Genomic DNA, 19,879 nt, shown 5'->3' on the forward strand with positions numbered 1-19,879 from the left:
CTGCCCCGGTGGGTGGGCCAGAGCGCCTCGCTCTACAGAAAATCAAATGTCCCTGAAGAGAGAAGAAAATCTCTCCATCGCTGCATCCAGTTCGTGATTTTCCACGAAATACTGCCGGGAATTCCGGGACATCTGCGTCCACTCATTCTCATTACTGTGCAGATGAGCTGTTTTCTCGGCAAGATCTGAGATATCCGAACCGGCAAAACCCAACTGCTTCCGTTGCACGAGACCATCAGGATCGAAGGTTGTGACGATAGGCAGTCCCTCGCTCCAAGCCTCGATAAAGGTATTGGGAAAACCTTCAAAGGAGGAGGTACAACATAGAATTCTGGCATTCGCGTAGAAATCCCGAATTCTGTCCCGCTCGACCATGCCGCGAATATTGACGTTCTCGGCCTGCTCCGCAGCATCGAGCACGCTACGCGCATATTCGGAGCCTTTGTTGGGTTTTCCCAGAACATCGTAGGTGATTTCCGGAGTCTTGGCTGCCACTTCAAGCAGGAGCTCCAGGCGTTTCTCCTCACTAATCCGGCCAACCCAGATCACCCCTTTGCGTTCATGAAAATCCTTGGGCGCCGATTGTTCCGCCGGCAACAGGTCGGGACAGGGCATAGGCAACACGGTTGACGTCATGCCAAAAGCATCCAACAAGGCCACACCCTGTTTTTCAGTCTGCACAATCAAATGATCCGCCAACTCCAATCCTTTCTTGTAGAGGTACTTCTCTCTGAAGGAATCCAGGCAGGGTAGATTTAGCTGACAATCAGCGTCACTGGCGGAGGAGAAGATGAATTTCTTATGGTTCCGCTTACACCACAAGGCAACCTGGCCAGTTACATACTCGGCGCCATTTTGATAGTAGACATCGGCATCAGCACGTTTGAGTGCAGCATTGAGACTGCTCCAACGCGGGTGGAAAAAACGAAGCCCTGGAAGGCCCTCGTCCTTACGACACAGCTTGATGAGCCTAACACCATCAATGACAAAGTCCTGTTCCTGACCCTCATCCCAAGTAATGATCGAGACGTCGAAACCCTTCTTCTGCAGCCAGAAAGCCATCATGCTGGTCTGACGCTCAACGCCACCCACATGCCCGGCACTCCCGCCTGATATAGCGCCATAGGCATTGTGCGCCACGAGAGAAATTTTTATTGTCATTCTAGTGTTCCTTCAATGTGGTAATTGCGGGCTCAGTGAGCTTGTCTGCGTTCATGGCAAGGCGCGCCTCGCAGGCAATGGCCGCTTCCTTGTCAAGAGGCACAACGCAGTCCATGGACGCAGACAAGCTCACCCGGAGGGCGCTCCCGTGGTGTCCCGCAGCCACGTTTTAGCGTTTGGAAAGGGAATAGCCATTCCCTGCACACTGCGCCTTGCTGCGAAACACCACGGGAGCGCTGAATCCGTAATTATCACGTTGAAGGAGCACAAGGTACTCACACGAACCTCAGGATTCAGACTGATAGGCGAAGTATTTAAGGGGAATTCCCTGGGAAAAACCTTCCTTAACCGCTGTCAACTATTTATGAGGGCAATAATCTCGCCACGCAAACCAATACTATAAATAACCAAGATAGCGCCGAACACAGTCACGAGCATCGCCCCGACCGTCACAAAGGCACTGACTTCAAGCCTGCGCTTCATCGCCACACTACTGGTCCAGACCCTGGACACCTGGCCAAGCACAGGTATTTCCGTCCCTTTCCTGAGCAAAGTCGTATCGTAATAGACTGGTTTGAACTGCGCGATAAGAAATGCCAGTCCCCCACCAGCAATGAGAGCCAACACCAGGATGACCACGCTGAAAATCACCCGCTTGGGGCCAGTAGGAACCAGCGGAATCTTTGGTGGATCAATTACCCGGAACTTTACATTGTCACCCGCCTCGTCTGCCTGTTTCGACATACGGGCAGATTCCAGACGCTGCACCAACTGCCCATAGGTCTCTTGGTTGATGCTGTAATCTCGATTGAGCTTTTTAAGTTCAGCCTCCACCTGTGGCAAGGTATCCAGCTTCTCCCTCAGCACTTCAATTCTCTTTTTATATTCGTTTGTTCTGACGCGAATCCCCGTTAAGCTAACTTCTGATTGGCGGTAAGCCAATTTCAACTCCTCCACCGCGATCGAGGTTACATTAACATCGGAATTGCCAGCAGCTTGGCTCTCCTGGATTTCCCTCTCTTGCTTCTTCAGCTCATCTATCGTCTGCCTTGCCTCCCTAACATCCGGATGGGCTTCAGTGTATCTCAGAAGAAGGTCGTCGAGCCTCTTTTCCATGGCCAGAATACGCTGTTCACCTGGGGTCGCAACCACTGCCAAACGTCCCTCTGCCGCCTGGCGTTGTCTCTCATCCCTCTCGGCGGCCTCGTATTGACGCCTCAACTCGTCACGTCGAATCCCTGCCTCTTTCAGCTCCAAATTGAGATCCTGCAACGTAGCCCGCACCTCTTGCAGTCTCGCAAAAACATCGCCACCCTGGCCAGGCAAGGTATCGATATACTTTCTTTTGAAACCCGTCAGCCGATTCTCAGCCTCAATAAGCCGGGATTCATACTCCCTGATCTGTTGTTCCAGAAACCTTTGTGCCGTATCCGACTCAACCCGCGTATCGCCCAGTGCCGACTCCACAAAGATATTCAGCAGTGTCTCCACCACTTTTTTCGTAACATAGGGGTCCTTCGCAGTGTAGGCTATGGTGTAGAAATTCTGTCGCTTTTGAGTCTCAATCGATATCTCACTTTTAAGCTTTTCAAGCAGGCGCTCTTTCTCTGCCACGGTTGTAGCATCATGATCCATGTCCGTTTCGCGCATCACCTTTTCAAGGTTTTTCCGGCTCAAGAGCGTACGGGTCATCAACTGAAGCCGTTGTGCGAGGTTGGTCTGTACAGCCAACCCTTTCAATAGTGGGCGCAGAACCGTTTCTGTATCCACAAAAACCCTGGCATTCGACTCGAACTTGTCGGGCATGACAAAAACTGCGGCCCAGCCGACAATAGCAATCAACCAGGCTGCGATCATCGCATACCAGCGATAACGCCATGCGGAGCGAATCTGATTCTTGATGATATTGATTAAATCTTTCATGACATGAGTATCTAGAGGTCTCTAATATCCTAATTTTCAGATTCCGTTCATCGGTGCAGGAAAATTTTTCCATGCATGATTTATAGAACGCAACCCGGTTCCATAGGTAATCACGGGGTTGGATGACCAGCCATTATTAGCATTCTGTAACAGCCGGTTTCTTTCGCCAGCTACCGGCACAGCCCTGCCCATCAAGCCGCTATATGATACAGATGCATCGACCCAGTTACCAATGCGCCTGTAAAGAAAGGTGACAGTCAATGCAGAAAGAGCATATCAGCGTATGCTTATGCGTTTTTCTGCTCGATATCATAGAGATACCTTAATCCAAAGGTGGCCAAGTCTTTAGACTTTGACCGACACGGAAACGGTGTAATCGCCACCGACTACCATTTTCATTTGAGCAGGATTTAAATTGTCCGGTTACTCACGCTCAGGGCAGCTGCTTAAGCTTTTCATAATGACATTGAGTACCTTATTGTCTGTGATGGATACCCAAGTCATCGGCAGTAAAAAGGAAATACTTTAGGCATTTGGACAAATACGGCTCCCCCCCCACGTCCATGGGATTAACTCACCGCTTTGTGAGTTTTTCAAAGAGTTTGGAGCGAGATCCAAAGATAGGCAATATTCTAAAGATGTCCAGAAATAACATCCTGAATTTATGAGAGAAAGACATTTTTTCCATGCGTGCTCGGCGGACTTCGCCTAGGCCCGGATAGGCAATTCTCCGTTGGCTCAAAAAGCATAGTAGAAATTGCGGGGGGTCTTGCGCACTCGAACTTCGTGAGGGGGTGAAGGATAGAGATCCTCTCTCGGCAGATTCGCTGCGTCCAACAGATTCACTTCTCGGCGCATTCCATGCAGCGCGTATTCGCCGGGTCAACGGAAAGTCGACGAATGCCTATCTCTTCGCCACACACAAAACAGTATCCGTACTCGCCTGATTTAATGCGACGCAAGGCACCTTCGACCTTCAAGAGCTGAGACTGACGTCGCCTGGATGATTCCAGTGCCATTTGCTGTGCCTGCATGGCATCCATGCGAGAAAGCCTGCCAACTCTCGCCTGATCAAGTTCCAAGGGTTTGTTTGTCTCCTTGAATGTTTCCTCCAGTTCCTGGAGCTCCGATCTCAGAAGAAGAAGTTGTTGTCTGATTTGTGCCATCTCTTCTTCAGTCATTGGTTACCACTACAATTGTTATTGCTGCTGACGCACTGGTCAGGCAAGCCGCAACTGCGCCAAAGAGGCGATCGCATCTCCCCCACTTATGTCCGGAATGATGGTCAGTTCGAGCACAGTAACCGCCGGTAGCTCGACATGATGGTCTTCCGTCTCGCTGGTTGCAGCCTGGGGACTGAAGTTCCACTGTTGCCGTACGATTTCCCGAAACGACTGCCCGCCATCCGGCGACCAACGCAAGACGTACTCTTGCGTTCGCTCACTGCGGGTCTCCACAAAGTGCAACCAAATCTGCCTGAGCCGCTGGGGATTGGCGAAGAGAAGCCGGATCGTCTGCTCTCCTGAATCTGCAGCACGCCATCCAGAATTCCGTCCGGGCAGCAATGCCGACTCAATGGGATGTGAGGCGTCCTCTGAGGTAATCTCCACCTCCGCGAGCCCTTCCAAATCCAACCAATTCTGGTCAGGAGGTAAAGTTCCTTGCTGAACCGGGGTAATAATTCGTTTGCGCATCGTCATGCCTTCTGATCTCGAGCTGCTGCACGCCATAACCGGCTGATCTGTAGATTAAATTCTGCGCCGTTTAAACACCTTTTCCGCTCTATTCCCAAATTGAGAGAGAAGCGGGTACCGCAGAATTACTCGCACTTTTTCTTCAATTCATTACGCCGCTTGGAGCCTTTCTTCAATTGAAGTGTGATGATTTTCAATTCAGTTGATAATCGCTTCTTTTTTGTCGGATTCTTTTCGTTACTCTGTTTTTTCTCTAATTTTTTCTTTTTCTCCTTCAGTTTTTTCAACAGAACGTCTATTTCGTCACACTGGGCGGTTTTCTTCTTTTCCGCCTTCTTCAAGTAGCCATTTAAACTGTCCAGTAGCTTTTCGATACCCATCTCATATCTCCCATTGTTAGATTCTCTATAAAGGCTATATCTTCCACATTCTGCGCAATGATACCCTTGAATTATTACAGTCTGTTTACGCCTCTATCGCTTCAAGTGCAGTTACACTCTTGGCCATCCGTTTGGCGAAATAGTAGATGCGCTTCTGTTTTTCGATGATATCGACTTCAATGGTGTAAGCCGGAATACGATTGGGCTCTTCGGCCACCAGTCGTTCAGCCTGATGAGCGGCCGCTGAGTCAGTCATTTGGTGATCTCCTCTTTCATGGCTGTCACAATCTGTGCGGCTTCCTCACTATTCTGGGAAACTGCCTGTACCGCTGTTTTGAAAGCCTTGGTAACCACTTCATGAAAACCCAAAAGAACCTCGCGGGTCGGTTCACTGATTGAAAATCCAGCATTTATCCGGTCGAAGCCCAAACCCACCAGATTGGTTTCAATCGTATCACCTATGTTTTCTAGATCGCTCACTGCCTCCATGAGCCGGAGAAACTCCTCGGTCTGCTGATCCGATAGTGAACGCTTGCTGATACGCCCCATGTAATCGATGATTTGCTCGTAGAGGATATCCACCTGGTCATCCAGGTCGCGGACAGCGGACAATGATTCCTTGTTGCCAGTGAGGATGGCCGGCATGATGCTGTCCAGCATCTCTTCTACGCGCTCTCCCATGTGCAGCACTTCCAAACGAACCCGGCCCAGGGCGAGTGAAGGCGTTGTCAGCAATTCTTCATCAAGGTATTTGGCGCTGACCAGCAGATCCTCCTCCTCCAGCGTGCTGTCTGGAATCAGCCACTCGACCAGACGGGCAATCTGGGTGGTAAAGCCGATAAAGATCAGTGTATTGGCAATATTAAAAATGGTATGAGCATTGGCGATCTGACGAGGCGTTTCCGCACCGAGACGATCCACACCGGAGAGTTCCGGATGAACCGGCGACAACGCGGTGACCCAATTGGCGAGATGGTCTATAAACAGCACCCATATCAGTACGCCTGCAATATTGAACAGGACATGCACTACGGCTGCACGGACTGCCTCTCTGGGTTTGCCAATGGAGGCCAGCATGGCTGTAATGCAGGTTCCGATATTCGCACCAAACGCTAGGGCGATACCTGCCGGGAGCGTTATAAACCCCTGGCTGGCCATGACGATAACAATACCGGTGGTAGCAGATGAGGACTGTATCAGCCCGGTAAAGGCCGCCGCCACCAAGATACCGACCAGGGGATTTTCCATCTGAATCATCAGATCAAGAAAAGGCTGATAGGTACGCAGTGGCTGCATGGCATTACTCATGACGCTCATGCCAAAAAATACCAGCCCCAATCCCATGAGCATGGTGCCATACTGCTTTATTTTGTCCTGTTTGGAGATGAACAGCATGCTGAATCCGACGCCGACCATCAGCAAAGCGGCCTTGGTCACTTTGAATGCGACAATCTGCGCCGTGATCGTGGTGCCAATATTGGCGCCCATGATCACCCCGACAGATTGCGACATGGACATCAGACCCGCAGTGATAAATCCAACCACCAGGACAGTGGTAACGGAAGAGGATTGAATGATCGCGGTCACGAACGCGCCCGTCGTGGCACCCATGAAGCGATTGGTGGTCAACTTGGCCAAGATCAATTTCATGCGTTCGCCGGCGACTGCCTTGAGGGCCTCCGACATCTGCTCCATGCCAAACAGAAAGAGCGCCAGCCCACCGAACAGCTGCATGCCCATGGTGCCCCATTTCATCTCTGCTGCAGCGCCTGAGGCGGCGAATACCGGGTAAACCATGAATGCAGCCGCCAGCCCTGCGAGCAAAACCAGCGTCCCTCTTGTTAAATAAGCCTCAAACCAGAGTCTGCTTTTTGTATACATGTTGTACACCTCGGTGGGTTATTATTTGACGATGGTTACAGGTACCGGTGACATCCGGACCACCTGCTCTGCTTTTGAACCCAATAGCATGTGATCCAGGCCGGTACGGCCCTGGCTCCCCATCACAACCATTGAGGCATTCAGTTTTTCGCTAACCTGAAGGATTTTCGTCACCGGCAGCCCCACCACGAGCATGGTCTTAGCTTTGCGCAGTGCGCCTGTTTTCGGGTGCCGCTTTTTAACCGCCTTCATGAAGTCTTCAAACATATCCAGTGCCAGGTCTTCTATTCTGACAAGACTGTTTTTCTTATTGATGCCGGCGTAATAACCAGGCATGTCCCCGGGATCATGAACCACGTGGAGGGCAATGATCGGCAATTTCATGCACTGAGCCATTTCACAGGCCTTGATCAAGGCAGCTTCCGAATGATGTGAAAAGTCCACAGGGACAAGAATGGGATGTTTGTGTGATTTGTTAGGCAATTTTCTTCTCCATCATCAATTTTGTAATTATTCGGCATACCGCCAACACCACTCGCCGGCACGCTTTCAGCCACCTCGATCAACCGCACAGACCACGATCTCCGACATCTTTGCCGCAATCCCCTGAATAGTAATGATTCCACGGTACTCCCCTTCGTCCACCACGAAAAGGTAACTGGTATCGTTCTTCTCCATCATCGCCAGAGCCTTGATTGCCGGCGCATCAGAGCGGGTAAAAACGCCTGCCTTGCGCACATAGGAATCCACTTGACTGCACAGCACCTGGTTGATCTTTTCCTCCGCATTGTCCACACAGGAAAGAAAACCACCCAGTAGCGGTGCCAACTCCACCATGTATTCTGGCAGGCAGGAGAATTTCATGATGTTTTTTAGAGTGAGCCGGCCGGTTATCTTCCCTTTCTCGTTGACACAAGGCAGAGCCTGAACATGCGTCCTACCACACTCGGAAAATACCTCGCGAACCAACATACCACTTCGAATGACTCCAGTCTCGATGATGCAGTCTTTAACCAGCATGGTGAATCCTCTGTCGGCTCTGGGCTGCCGTTCACTCAAAGATAGCGCAAATAGACATAAACTGTTGCGATCGCAATGCTCAACAGCATCAACGGGAAGGCTGTCATCATAAAGGAGAGAAAGCCGATGCGGTGGCCTGCGCGCTCGGCGAAGCCTGCCACGATCAAATTGGCACTGGCCCCGATCAGGGAACCATTGCCGCCGAGACAGGCGCCCAACGCCAGCGACCACCAGATCGGCATCAGGTTCTCCGCACCACCAAAGGTAGGGGCCATGGATTCAATCATTGGGATCATAGTGGCGACGAAGGGGATATTATCCACCACCGCCGAGGCAACGGCGGAGACCCAAAGGATGGCGATCGCGGTCACTGCCATATCACCCCCGGTCAGACCTATCACCCAGTCGCCCAGCATCTGCAACAGACCTGCATGCTCGATGCCGCTCACCACGATGAACAGGCCGACAAAAAAGAAGATGGTCACCCATTCCACTTCAGCGAAGGAGTGATGCACGTCTTCGGTCTGATCCTCAGCATTCTCACCAATGTTGTTCAGCAGCAACAGCAGGCCGGCCCCGAACATGGCGATGGTAGCCGGCTCCAGGTGCAGCGGATGGGCAAAAACAAAACCGATGATCACCAGGGACAGTACCAACAGAGACTGCTTGAGCAGCCTCACGTCTGTGATCGCATCCCGTTCCCGAAACTGCATTACCCGCTGCCGGGCCTCATCGCTCGTCTCCAGACTTCTACCCCAAACAAAGTAAATCACCAGCAGCGTCACCAACATGATAAGGGGAGTGATCGGCGCGGTATTGAGCAGAAAATCGTTGAACGACATCCCCACCGCCGAACCGATCATAATATTGGGTGGATCACCGATCAGGGTCGCGGTACCACCGATATTAGAGGCGAAGATCTCGCTGAACAGATAGGGATAGGGATTGACCTTCAGCTCCTCGGTAATGAGCAGAGTCACCGGAGCGATCAGCAAAACAGTGGTTACATTATCCAGCAATGCCGAAAGAACCGCCGTAACCAGAGACAGCATGAGCAGAATACCCCAAGGCCGCGCCTCCACCTTCTTGGCCGACCAGACCGCAACGAACTGAAACACACCACAGCGTCGAGTAATGGCCACGATCACCATCATCCCGGTGAGCAGTCCCAGAGTATTGAAGTCCACTCCGGCGATCGCCTGCTCCTGATTGAGCACACCCAGGGTTATCATCAGTCCCGCCCCGAGACCAGCCACGATAGCGCGGTTGATCTTCTCACTGACAATCACCGCATAGGTGGCGACAAACAGGATAGCGGAGACCAGTAGCGGGTCCCAGCCGAAAATTACGTGAGAGAGGGTTGCTGTCTCGCCATGCATAATCAGGACGCCTTCTCTTCTTCGCTCTCGCCAGGCTCCGGGTCATCAACCCCCACGACAGAAGCGGTTTCCATTTTACACATGTTCACCAGCAGCTTCTCCACCACATCCCAGGCCGAAACCATCCCCACCAGCTTCTTCTTTTTCCCTTTGAGAACAATTACCGGCAGGCTGGTGTCCACGCTCTGATCCAGCAGTTCCAGTACCTCAGGAAAGCCAGTGCTAGGCTTGCAGAACATCAGGCGTTTCTTCTTCTCCAGGAAATCAGCGACCGGGCGCTGACTCACCTCCTTTATCCGTTCCGACATCTCACTCATCTCATCCGGCATGAAACTCAGATCCTGCAATCCAAGATTCATCTGTGCCGCTTTGGGCAGCAGTAACCTGGTCAGGCGACGAATCCCGAACAGCCCCACGAACTGATCGTTTTCATCCACTACCGGCAGGTTACGGATCTGTTGGACATGCATCACCCGTAACGCGTCACACACCCTATCCGTCGGCTTCAACTTCACCAGCCGAAAGCTCATGATAGATTCAGCAGTCATAAGATTCTCCTTAGTTCTACTTTGTCAGATTAGATCTATAAGTAACTCACTGAATAATATAAAATATATGCTGTGAATTTCTTGGCAATCATCGTAAGGAAGAGCATCAAATGACAAGCACCAAGGTCATTTGAATTACCTGATACGCGCATAAGTAGAATCGATCGCATAGCGGAGCGATTCCAACGTTTCCAGTACCGCTTTGAATCCCATTTTCGAAGCAAGACGAGGTCGGTGTTTCAACCGGTCACACACTATCTCAAAGGCCTGATGCAAGCGCAGAGAAAGAACATGGAACGCATGGAAGAGGTGGTTGCAGGCGCAGATGATCAGCGTCTCCAGCATATGCTCACCGAGTCCCCGTGGGATCATCGTGCGGTGTTAGACCAAGTGGCGCTGGAAGCCGATCAATGGCTGGGTGGAACCGCGGATACCTGTCTGTTGCTCGATGAGAGTGGCCTTGCCAAGAAGGGTAAACATTCAGTGGGGGTTAAACGCCAATGGAATGGCCGCCAGGGCAAGGTGGATAACTGCCAGGTTGGTGTATTCGCAGCACTGGGTAAAGGGCACTTGTCCACGCTGATAGATGAACGTCTCTATCTACCCAAAGAGTGGGTATCGAACCCGGCTCGCTGTCGCAAGGCGGGTATCCCGGAAGTTGAACGGAAACATCAAAGCAAGTCAGAGTTGGCGCTGGAGATGGTGCGTCATCAGAGGACGCTTGGCCTGCGTTTTGCCTGGGTGGGTGCAGATGGGGGATACGGGAAGGATCCGGCTTTTCTGAGGGGTTTGGAGGCGATGGGTGAAACCTTTGTGGTGGACATCCACAAAGACCAACAGGTCTACCTGGAAGATCCACAGCCGTTCATACCGGAGAGCACGACAACGCGCGGTCGTCGTCGAAGTCGTCTGCAAGCCCAGGCAGCCCGTCTGCGCGTTGACCAGTGGCTCAATGAGCAACGGGACAGCGAGTGGCAGCAAGTGGTATTACGGGATAGCAGCAAGGGCAAACTGCGCGTCGAGATCCTGCATCATCGGGTTTGGCTTTGGGATGGAAAAGAAGCCCAGGCACATCAATGGCACCTGATTGTACGACGAGAGGTCAATTCACCGGAGACGATTAAATACACCTTGTCGAATGCACCGGAAGAAACGCCATCCCATTGTCTTGCAAAGATGCAGGCGCAGCGGTTCTGGGTTGAGCGTTCGTTCCAGGATGGTAAGAGTGAATCAGGTCTTGCTGATTATCAGGCCCGTAAATGGAAATCCTGGCATCACCATATGGCCTTGGTCATGATGGCGATGTTATTCATGCTCGAAGAGCGAATTGTGCAAAAAGATGATCACCCCTTACTCAGTTGTTCAGACATCGAATCGCTATTGCGTGCCTTCCTGCCACGGCGAGATATTGAACGCGATGAAATACTACGGCAAATGACGAAACGGCATCGTAAACGACAAGCGGCTATCGACTCCCAATATCGAAAACAGACGCTGGAACAGTCGGTTGCCGGGTGATGGAATCTGACAAAGTAGAATTAGCGTATCAAATACCGTGTTAATTCAAGCAGTGCACACTTTTTTCTTCTATCTACAACAGCCGTTCTACCCGTACCTTAATGACCGAGCGCTCATCCGCCTCCAACACGCTCAGGCGATAACCCTGCTCTTCGATGGCGTCACCTGGAGAGGGAATGTGGCGCAGGCGACTGATGATCAATCCCCCGATAGTATGTGCTTCCTCCACAGGAAAGTGTACATACAGGGTATCATTGACCTCGGAGATGGGCATTCTGCCGCTCATCAGGTGGCTATTTTCATCCTCATGTTCGATATAGGCCCGCTTCTTTGGATGATATTCATCAAAGTCATATCCCACATCGATCTCGCCCACGACCTCTTCAAAAACATCTTCCATGGTGAGAATCCCCACCGCAGAGCCAAACTCATCCACCACCACCGCCATGTGATCTTCACGGGCCTGCAACTGGGGAAGCGCTCGATCAATCGTCTGCTTTGGCGAAAGAAACAGCACCGGTTTCATATAGTCAGCGACAGACTTCTCCATGATGTCCGGGTCCATCAAATCCCATGAATTCAGGGTCAGGACTTTCTTGATATTGGTAATATTACCCCTATAGACAGGCAAGCGGTTAAAACCGTATTTCATCACCAGGCGCGTCGTCTCCTTCATGGAACGGGCCTCATTCAAGCCGACCACATCCGCCAAGGGAATCATCGCCTCACCCACCGTGGTATCGCCAAAACGGATGATCCGCCGAATACGCTTGCGATCAATCGTCGATGGGTTGGCAGCAGAGTCCGATACATCCAGCAACACCCGCAGCTCCTCGCGGGTGATGAACATGTTCTGCGGAATGGTCCCATCCCCCACGATGCGGGTGATGAAACGTGCTATCCGACTGAAGATGAAGATCACCGGATAGAAGAGATAGGAGAAAAAACGCAGGGCATAGATAAGCCGACCAGAAATCGTATCCGCCTTTTGCTGAAAGATACTCTTGGGTACAACCTCTCCCATGATCAGCAACACCGGGGTAAGCACGAGAACCGATACCAGATCACCCACCGAGCCAAACAGATCAATAAATATCAGCGCACCTAAGGTGGATACGGTGACAGTTGCCAGGTTGGTCCCCACCAGGGTGGTTCCCAGGATGACGTCTGGGGAGCGAAACATTTTGAGTACCAATGCCGCACCACGATTTCCTATCTTTGCCTGGTGACGCAACTTGACTTTATCCGAATTAACCATGGCAATTTCAGAGCCGGAGAAAAAACCTTTCAGTAACAAAAAGGCGATAATCAGAAAGAGTTCTACAGCCCAGTCCATCACTTCTCTCCCGACGACTGCGTGTCGTCAGACACCTTATCGGATGCTATCTCAGAGGTTTTTCCATCAGATATCATCTCGGGCAATGCCTTTTTATCGTTGCCTTCATTAACCGACTCCGATTCAGTCTCAGTGTCGACAGCAGTATCGTCATCAGCCGTATCAATCTGCTGTACATTAGATGCAGATATTTTCTGAACCTGGAGCTCACTGATCCTCAACCCGCTCCGCTGCTTGACGATAAAGCGAAATCCCTCGTGAGTTACCTGCTCACCCGGTTCGGGCAGCCTGTCAAACAAGCGGAAGGCGACACCACCGATAGTGGACATCACCGCATCTTCAATAGCAAAATTGGTGAGGTTATAAAAATCTGCCAGGCGCATATCGCCGGGTACGACATAGCTGTTCTCATCATCCTCCTTGTAATACTCCTGTCCCTCCATCTTTCCGGAGATTTCACCGAAAATGAAGGTCAGCACATCCTTCATGGTGACAATACCCAACACCTCACCATATTCACCCAGAATGATGGCAACACGAGTATTGTGCATCTGGAAATAATCGAACATCTCATCCACCTTCTTGGTGGGTGGCACATAATGTGCTGGCTTCAGGATCATATCCAGAGTAATCGTAGAGAGATCATCCACGCCTCTGACAAGTTTCAATATATCTTCGGAATGGATGAAACCGATCACATTGTCCCAGTGCCCCTGGTAGACGGGTATGCGGGGATGGCGATAGCGGCGGAACTGCTCGATCAATTCTGGAACAGGAAGGTCCGCATCAAGAAAGCATATGCGGGGGCCCGGTGTCATGATGCGCGAAATATCGGTTTCCGATGCCTCCAATACGTTATCGATCAGCACCCTTTCTGTCGCATCGATAATACCGGTCTGCTCACCCTCCTCCAGAAGGGTTCTGAGTTCATCGGGCTGCAGGATATTTTCCCTGTCAACGGCATCCCCCACCACCAGGGTGGTGATCCAGTCAGCGACCACACGCACAGCCTCACGCAATGGTGTTATGAAAACCATCCAGCGCGGCAGAATCCGTGCGGTGATACGGGTGACAAATTTGATGGGATAACTGACTGCAATAGTCTTTGGGGTCACCTCACCAATCAACAACAGCAGAGGCACCATGATCACTATGTTCATCCAGCCCACATCCTGTTCGCTGTAAAGCAGCAGCAGAATTGCCGTCATATTCACGGCCGAGGCAATGTTGACCAGTTCATTGCCACACAGGATCGAGATGATCAAACGACGCGGCTCATCCAGCATCGCGTGAATACTCTCAGAATCGCTGTGGCGCGATTGCCGAAGCTTTTGCAGATCTATGCGGCTGAGAGAAAATAATGCCGTTTCTGATCCTGAAAACACGGCGGATCCAACCAATAGCACCACCTGAAACAGGATGCGAACAAACAGCTCCCCATTTTCGATATTAAAATTAAGCGCATCAAAAAATGCTTTTATCTCATCCATTTTTTGTTTTCATCGTTATCTTGCCAATCGGAGTAATCTAACTCAATTCATCTCTCACCGCGTTGATCTGAGGACAACAAATGCCAATTAGTATAAAAAAATCCTGCCAAGTCGTTCCCTGCGGTACCAGGCAGTAAACTCATCAGGTCATTGACAACAGCGCTGCCACCAGCAGCTCTGCATCGTAATAGGGTGCGCTACGCTTGCTGACCAGCGGCGTCTGCACAACCTGCACCCCCAGCTCCTTCATCAATCCATTGGACAAAGAAGATGGGTACGCCCCTTTGCGGTCGTCCATCAGCACATAATTCAGCAACCGATTATCGTCAGAAGCATCAGGCGCATCGGCGCGCAACTGTGCCAGCAGAGCCTGCACCATACGATCAGAGGTCATGCCGATCTGCTCAGGATCCTGCCCCAGGTTGGGAATATACACCTTGGGACAGTCAGTTTCGACAATGGCCCGCCCCACACCACGGGGCAGCAGATTGGCCAACAGGCTGGTGTAGAAACTCCCGGGCGGGTAGCAGATCAGCTCCGACCGCTGGATCAACTTGCGATTCTTCTTGCGCAGGATTGCCTCGGCAGGTACCGCCTTGTCCAGCCGAGTGGACAGAAACAACCTTTTTATGGGTGAGGTCAGTGGCGTCACTTCCTTACCGGTCAATCGGTGCTGACCGATAACCTGGCTGCCATCCTCCAACTTCGCCCCCAAATGAAGATGATCGTTGACCACCGCGCGCACCGTACCGCGCACCTCCACCAGCTTTGAGAAGAGGAAAATAATCGGGTCCAGATGCTGATGGTTATTCAGATAGCCGCCGGCCAGGATCAGATTGCCGATACTGGCGCCACGCAAATCAAAACGCTTGGGCATGGCCTCACGAAAATAACCGAGCTGGTGGCGGATCAGGCGCCGCATGGGATTGGAGATAGGTTCTACCATCCGATCCCGACCCAAGATCATATTGTCCAACTGACGCAGCAGATCGCGATTCTTTGCTTCCTGTGGAAAACGATGGGCAAAGAGGCTATATATCTCAGGATTACCGGTCACGCTGTCATCAACCAGGGCGATCAAACGACTTCGCAGGTCACCGATGGATGGCATATCAAAGGCTTTGCGCAGTGTTGCCGAACTACCGCCGGAATCAAATGGAGTAACCAGGTGAGTTGAATTATGGGTATATTGCTTCAATACCTGACTGACCCCGGTCAGGGCAGATCCACCGCTGAAAAACAGTATGCGGGGACCAAGTTCCGGTGCTCGGCTATAGCGGTTTATGCGCACCAGATCGGGAATCTTCGCCGAGCGCGTAACTTTAACAGTCGCCATATCAAATCATACTTCAGGTTGTGGTACTTTCTTCTTGAAACTAGGCTAATATGAAGGGAATTACAAACTGGAAATACTCGCAGTAAACACCATGGGAAATCTGACCCCCGGCATTCGCAACGCGGCCCGCGCGCTGATCGTGCGCGATGGACATCTGTTGTTGCTTCGCAAAGAAGATGATGAACTCGGGGAGCGCTATGCTCTGCCTGGCGGAGCCCAGGAAGCCGGAGAGACCTTACCGGCAGCCCTTAACCGGGAATGCCTCGAGGAGATCAACACCGAGGTTGTGATACGTGACCTGCTGCATGTGGCCGACTGGTTCAAACCGCGCGACACCATTCCACCCAGCACCCGCCAACGGGTGGAATTTCTGTTCGACTGCACCGTACCCGAAAACTACCAGCCACGAAACGGGCACCGGCCCGACAAGCACCAGGTGGATGTTGTGTGGAAGGGACTGGGTGAACTGCAGGATATCCAACTCCTGCCACAGGCACTGACCGGTTACCTGATGGATTACCCGGAGAGCGGAAAACAAGTCTACCTGGGAACGCTGGACTGAGAACTCACTGCATGCGCCTTTCCAAAAACATCCGGGACAACCTGCATTTTCTGATCGCCGAGGTCAGCTCTCAGGTTGGTAACCTGCATGCCTACATAGATACCTCCTCGTCTCCCCAGGCACAGCGCATTGTCGATCGCAGCGGCTATGCCTATAACCTCAAGATGCGCATCCACAACAGCTGTTTGGGACAGATCGTGCGCCACAAAGGCAACGATACCCAAACTCAAACCCTGCGTGCCGCAGAGTCCATCGCCACCGATCTGGAACGTATCGCCGAATTGTGCAGGGACTGCATTCATCACATGGCCTATCTGAAGAAGAAAAGCTGCCTGCGACCAACCGATTACGCACTGCTGCTCGACCAGGTCATCTTCGGTCTGCAGATGGTGCAACCCGCCATCCAGAACAAAGATACCGGCTTGGCCCTGAAGCTTGGGCAGATCGAGCATCAATTGGACCAGGACTACCGCAAACTTCTGAAACACAACACAAAACTACTGAAAAAAAAGCGACATACCGAAGATTTGATTGCCGCCCTGTTTGTAGCCCACAGCATCGAGCAGATGGGCGACGCACTGCTCAATATCAGTGAGGCCATCATCTCCGCCAATCTGGGCCAGCCTATCAACATCGACCGTTACTACCATCTGATGGAATCCATCGGCCGCCTCGAGGCCGAATAAAACCTCAACAGTCTGACCATCAAACCAGTCGCTGAAACCCGCTCTGGAAGCGCTATCTCGGGCATCAGCAATCCAAAGAAAAAGAACGATGGTTATGTGGCCATTTTCAAGGATGGAAAAAAGCGCAAACTGAAAGAAGAGCGGGAAGGGGTAGAGAGCTGGCACGAGATCTACCCCGGACTGGCGCCCAAGATCCTCTCCTACCACAAGCGCGGCCAGTCCGCCTCGCTGCTGATTGAGCACTTGGCCGGCATGACCTTTGAACATGTCCTGCTGCGTGAATCCCAGCCACTGCTCAACAAAACCATGGGACGTCTGTGCGCCACCCTGGAATCGGTATGGCGTGAAACCCGCAGTAAGAAGAAAATCAGCGCCAACTACATGGACCAACTGGCCAGGCGCCTGCCGGATGTCTACGAGATCCACCCCGAGTTTCGCCAGAGTGACAGCCAAGTGTGCGGTCGGGAGTTAGCCAGCTTTGAATCACTGCTCAAGCGTACCCGCGCCTATGAGACCAGGCTCAAGGCACCGTTCTCGGTGTATATCCACGGCGATTTCAACGTCGACAATATCATTTACGACCCACTGGCCAAACGTATCAACTTCATCGACCTGCACCGCTCCCGCTACATGGACTATGTGCAGGACGTTTCGGTGTTCATGGTCTCCAATTACCGCCTACAGGTACTGGATGCACCTTTGCGCCGTCGCATCATGCAAACGGTGCAGAGCTTTTACCGCTTCGCACGCAAGTATGCAAAAAAAGCCGGCGACGAGACCTTCGAGCTGCGCCTGGCCCTGGGACTGGCCCGTTCCTTCGCCACCTCTACCCGTTTCATCCTCGACAAGTCCCTGGCCCGAGCCATGATGCTGCGTGCCCGCTACCTGTTGGAGCGCGTATTGGAGACAGATCCGAAGCAGGCCGCTAATTTCCAACTTCCTATAAAGGAGCTGTTCATTGCTTAAAATTGGCATCATCGGCATCCCCGGCAAGTGGTCCACAGAGACCCTGGCCGATGCCGTAGAATCCCGCACCGGCTACCGCCGGATCATCGACATGGGCGAGGTGGAACTGGACCTCGCCGGCAAACGGCTGCTGCACGGCGACACGGATCTGTGCAGCCTCGACGGCCTGATCATTAAAAAGATCAGCGCCAGCTACAGTCCCAACACCCTGGATCGCCTGGAACTGTTACGGGTGGCGGAACACGCCGGGGTACGTATCTTCAGCCGCCCCCTGAACATCCTGCGCCTGGTCGACCGCCTAAGCTGCACGGTCACCCTGCGCAACACGGATATCCCCATGCCCGAGACCCGAGTCACCGAGAACGTGGCGGCAGCCATGACCACGGTGCGCGAATTCGGCAGCGCTGTGTTCAAACCCCTCTACTCCACCAAGGCGCGCGGCATGTGCGTGATCGACGCAGCGCTGTCCGACAGCGACATGCAGACCCAGATCCAAGCTTTCCAGGCAGAGAACCCCATGATGTATATCCAGAAAAAGGTGGCCCTGCCGGGCAGGGATCTGGGTATGGTATTTCTGGCTGGCAAATACCTGGGCACCTATGCACGGGTCTCCCAAAGCGACACCTGGAACACCACCATCCACAGCGGCGGGCGCTACGAGAATCACCTTCCACCTGACGACATCATCGAACTGGCACGCCGCGCTCAGGCACCGTTCGAGATGGATTTCACCACCGTCGATGTGGCCGAAACCGATGCCGGCCCCATCGTATTCGAGGTCTCCGCCTTTGGCGGCTTCCGCGGTGCCAAGGAAGGAATCGGCATCGATGCCGCCGGGCTCTACAGTGAACACGTCATAAGGGAAATCAGCGCAAAATGAACAATGATAATCTGACCATGGAATCCGCCGCCGCAGCCCTGCAAGATGGTGCCGGCCTGGTCGATGGATCACTAAATCTCACGCTTGGGGAGTGCTCGTTGCGGCTGCGTTCCAACTCCGCCGAGCTGCTGGCAAAGCTTGCCGTCTACTTCACCCATGTGGCAACCGGGCCATCAGATAACGTGGATCTTGAGGTTATCGCCATCGAACGGGATATCCCGGACCTGGGCGTAGCATTCACCGACTGGAAGCGGGAACCCGGCAAGACAGGCCGCAAAGACGCCTATCTGGATCTGCCTGACGCCCGCCTGGTGTTGAAGGTACGCACCGGCATGGTGTTCCTGCAGAGCAGCGGCCCGTGCATCGCAGCCGGCCCCTGCCTGCAATACGACAACCAGGTGATCAATTTCATCAATGCCCAGTACATGAACTGGTTGCAGCATAGAGACTGGTTGATCTGTCACGCCTCGGGGCTGGTATACAAAGGCGGCTGCCTGGGCATCGCCGGCTTCTCCGGCGGCGGCAAGTCCACTCTGATGCTGCACCTGATGGATCACGACGAGGTATCCTACCTGACCAATGACCGCTTGTTCATCCGCAGTCAGAATGGCGGCACAGGTGCCGTGGGGATCCCCAAGCTGCCAAGGGTCAACCCCGGCACCATCGTGCACAATTCACGCCTGCACAGCCTGATTTCCAGCGAACAGCGTGAGTCCTTCCTGGCGCTGCCCCAAGACGAACTCTGGCACCTGGAAGACAAATATGACGTGCTTGTGGAGCAGGTTTACGGACCGGACCGCATCACCCCCGAGGCACCCTTATCCGCCTTTCTGATACTCAACTGGCGACGCGATTCCAACGAGGCAACCACCGTAGAACGCGTGGACCTGGAGCAACGCCGGGACCTGCTGACCGGTGCCATCATGAAATCTCCTGGGCCCTTCTACCAGTATCCCGACGGTAGCTTCTTCAGCGATACTACCGAACTGGATCAGGCACCCTATCCGAAGGTGCTGAAGGATGTGCCCGTATACGAGGCACGGGGCGGCATCGACTTCGAGGCCCTTACTGATATCTGTCTGCAACAGTTGATGGGCTGAAAACGCATTCGAGACATAA

18 protein-coding genes and 1 pseudogene are annotated in these 19,879 nt (G+C 52.6%); 6 read left to right on the forward strand and 13 right to left on the reverse strand.

Going from position 1 to position 19,879, the window contains the following annotated elements:
- Positions 1–42 precede the first annotated feature (42 nt).
- From HPY30_00635 to HPY30_00680, 10 genes and pseudogenes are all read right to left on the reverse strand, one after another.
- Complete coding sequence (locus HPY30_00635) at positions 43–1,161, reverse strand: glycosyltransferase (protein ID QYZ64625.1); 1,119 nt, start codon at positions 1,159–1,161, stop codon at positions 43–45.
- 354 nt (positions 1,162–1,515) lie between these two features.
- The gene (locus HPY30_00640; GenBank protein QYZ64626.1) at positions 1,516–3,084 is read right to left on the reverse strand and encodes a chain length-determining protein; all 1,569 of its coding nucleotides are present in this window, start codon (positions 3,082–3,084) and stop codon (positions 1,516–1,518) included.
- Between the two features lie 842 nt (positions 3,085–3,926).
- Positions 3,927–4,265 (reverse strand): TraR/DksA family transcriptional regulator, encoded by a 339-nt coding sequence (locus HPY30_00645; GenBank protein ID QYZ64627.1) that lies wholly within the window; start codon positions 4,263–4,265, stop codon positions 3,927–3,929.
- Positions 4,266–4,304: 39 nt separating this feature from the next.
- Complete coding sequence (locus HPY30_00650) at positions 4,305–4,778, reverse strand: carbohydrate-binding protein (protein QYZ64628.1); 474 nt, start codon at positions 4,776–4,778, stop codon at positions 4,305–4,307.
- A 125-nt stretch (positions 4,779–4,903) separates the two neighbouring features.
- A complete protein-coding gene (locus HPY30_00655) occupies positions 4,904–5,158 on the reverse strand; it encodes a hypothetical protein (protein QYZ64629.1) in 255 nt (84 codons plus the stop codon).
- Between the two features lie 85 nt (positions 5,159–5,243).
- Positions 5,244–7,039, reverse strand: a pseudogene (locus HPY30_00660) (Na/Pi cotransporter family protein).
- A 21-nt stretch (positions 7,040–7,060) separates the two neighbouring features.
- Positions 7,061–7,522 (reverse strand): universal stress protein, encoded by a 462-nt coding sequence (locus HPY30_00665; GenBank protein ID QYZ64630.1) that lies wholly within the window; start codon positions 7,520–7,522, stop codon positions 7,061–7,063.
- 66 nt (positions 7,523–7,588) lie between these two features.
- Positions 7,589–8,059 carry a CBS domain-containing protein gene (locus tag HPY30_00670; GenBank protein QYZ64631.1) on the reverse strand — a complete coding sequence of 157 codons (471 nt, stop codon included), beginning with the start codon at positions 8,057–8,059 and terminating at the stop codon, positions 7,589–7,591.
- A 35-nt stretch (positions 8,060–8,094) separates the two neighbouring features.
- Positions 8,095–9,438 (reverse strand): ArsB/NhaD family transporter, encoded by a 1,344-nt coding sequence (locus HPY30_00675; GenBank protein QYZ64632.1) that lies wholly within the window; start codon positions 9,436–9,438, stop codon positions 8,095–8,097.
- Positions 9,439–9,440: 2 nt separating this feature from the next.
- A complete protein-coding gene (locus tag HPY30_00680) occupies positions 9,441–9,986 on the reverse strand; it encodes a CBS domain-containing protein (GenBank protein ID QYZ64633.1) in 546 nt (181 codons plus the stop codon).
- A 270-nt stretch (positions 9,987–10,256) separates the two neighbouring features.
- Here HPY30_00680 and HPY30_00685 point away from each other — a divergent pair, with 270 nt between their 5' ends.
- Entirely contained in the window at positions 10,257–11,504 is a 1,248-nt protein-coding gene (locus HPY30_00685) for an IS701 family transposase (protein ID QYZ64634.1), read from the forward strand.
- Positions 11,505–11,577: 73 nt separating this feature from the next.
- Here the strand turns inward: HPY30_00685 and HPY30_00690 are convergent, their stop codons facing one another.
- The 3 genes from HPY30_00690 to HPY30_00700 form a co-directional block, all read right to left on the reverse strand.
- The gene (locus HPY30_00690; protein QYZ64635.1) at positions 11,578–12,840 is read right to left on the reverse strand and encodes an HlyC/CorC family transporter; all 1,263 of its coding nucleotides are present in this window, start codon (positions 12,838–12,840) and stop codon (positions 11,578–11,580) included.
- A complete protein-coding gene (locus tag HPY30_00695) occupies positions 12,840–14,330 on the reverse strand; it encodes an HlyC/CorC family transporter (GenBank protein ID QYZ64636.1) in 1,491 nt (496 codons plus the stop codon). Before HPY30_00695 ends, HPY30_00690 begins: the two co-directional genes overlap by 1 nt.
- 142 nt (positions 14,331–14,472) lie before the next feature.
- Positions 14,473–15,666, reverse strand: a complete 1,194-nt coding sequence (locus HPY30_00700) for a GAK system CofD-like protein (GenBank protein ID QYZ64637.1) — start codon at positions 15,664–15,666, stop codon at positions 14,473–14,475.
- A gap of 91 nt (positions 15,667–15,757) precedes the next feature.
- Here HPY30_00700 and HPY30_00705 point away from each other — a divergent pair, with 91 nt between their 5' ends.
- The 5 genes from HPY30_00705 to HPY30_00725 all read left to right on the forward strand — a co-directional run bounded on the left by HPY30_00705 (position 15,758) and on the right by HPY30_00725 (position 19,860).
- Positions 15,758–16,228, forward strand: coding sequence for an NUDIX domain-containing protein (locus HPY30_00705; protein ID QYZ64638.1), 471 nt, complete (start codon positions 15,758–15,760; stop codon positions 16,226–16,228).
- 11 nt (positions 16,229–16,239) lie between these two features.
- Positions 16,240–16,914, forward strand: a complete 675-nt coding sequence (locus HPY30_00710) for a hypothetical protein (protein QYZ64639.1) — start codon at positions 16,240–16,242, stop codon at positions 16,912–16,914.
- A gap of 96 nt (positions 16,915–17,010) precedes the next feature.
- Positions 17,011–17,880 carry a phosphotransferase gene (locus HPY30_00715; GenBank protein QYZ64640.1) on the forward strand — a complete coding sequence of 290 codons (870 nt, stop codon included), beginning with the start codon at positions 17,011–17,013 and terminating at the stop codon, positions 17,878–17,880.
- The gene (locus HPY30_00720) at positions 17,873–18,760 is read left to right on the forward strand and encodes a GAK system ATP-grasp enzyme (GenBank protein QYZ64641.1); all 888 of its coding nucleotides are present in this window, start codon (positions 17,873–17,875) and stop codon (positions 18,758–18,760) included. Before HPY30_00715 ends, HPY30_00720 begins: the two co-directional genes overlap by 8 nt.
- Positions 18,757–19,860, forward strand: a complete 1,104-nt coding sequence (locus HPY30_00725) for an HprK-related kinase B (protein QYZ64642.1) — start codon at positions 18,757–18,759, stop codon at positions 19,858–19,860. Before HPY30_00720 ends, HPY30_00725 begins: the two co-directional genes overlap by 4 nt.
- Positions 19,861–19,879: the final 19 nt, after the last annotated feature.

This window comes from Gammaproteobacteria bacterium (ex Lamellibrachia satsuma), from assembly GCA_019623805.1.
Classification (GTDB): domain Bacteria; phylum Pseudomonadota; class Gammaproteobacteria; order Chromatiales; family Chromatiaceae; genus QGON01.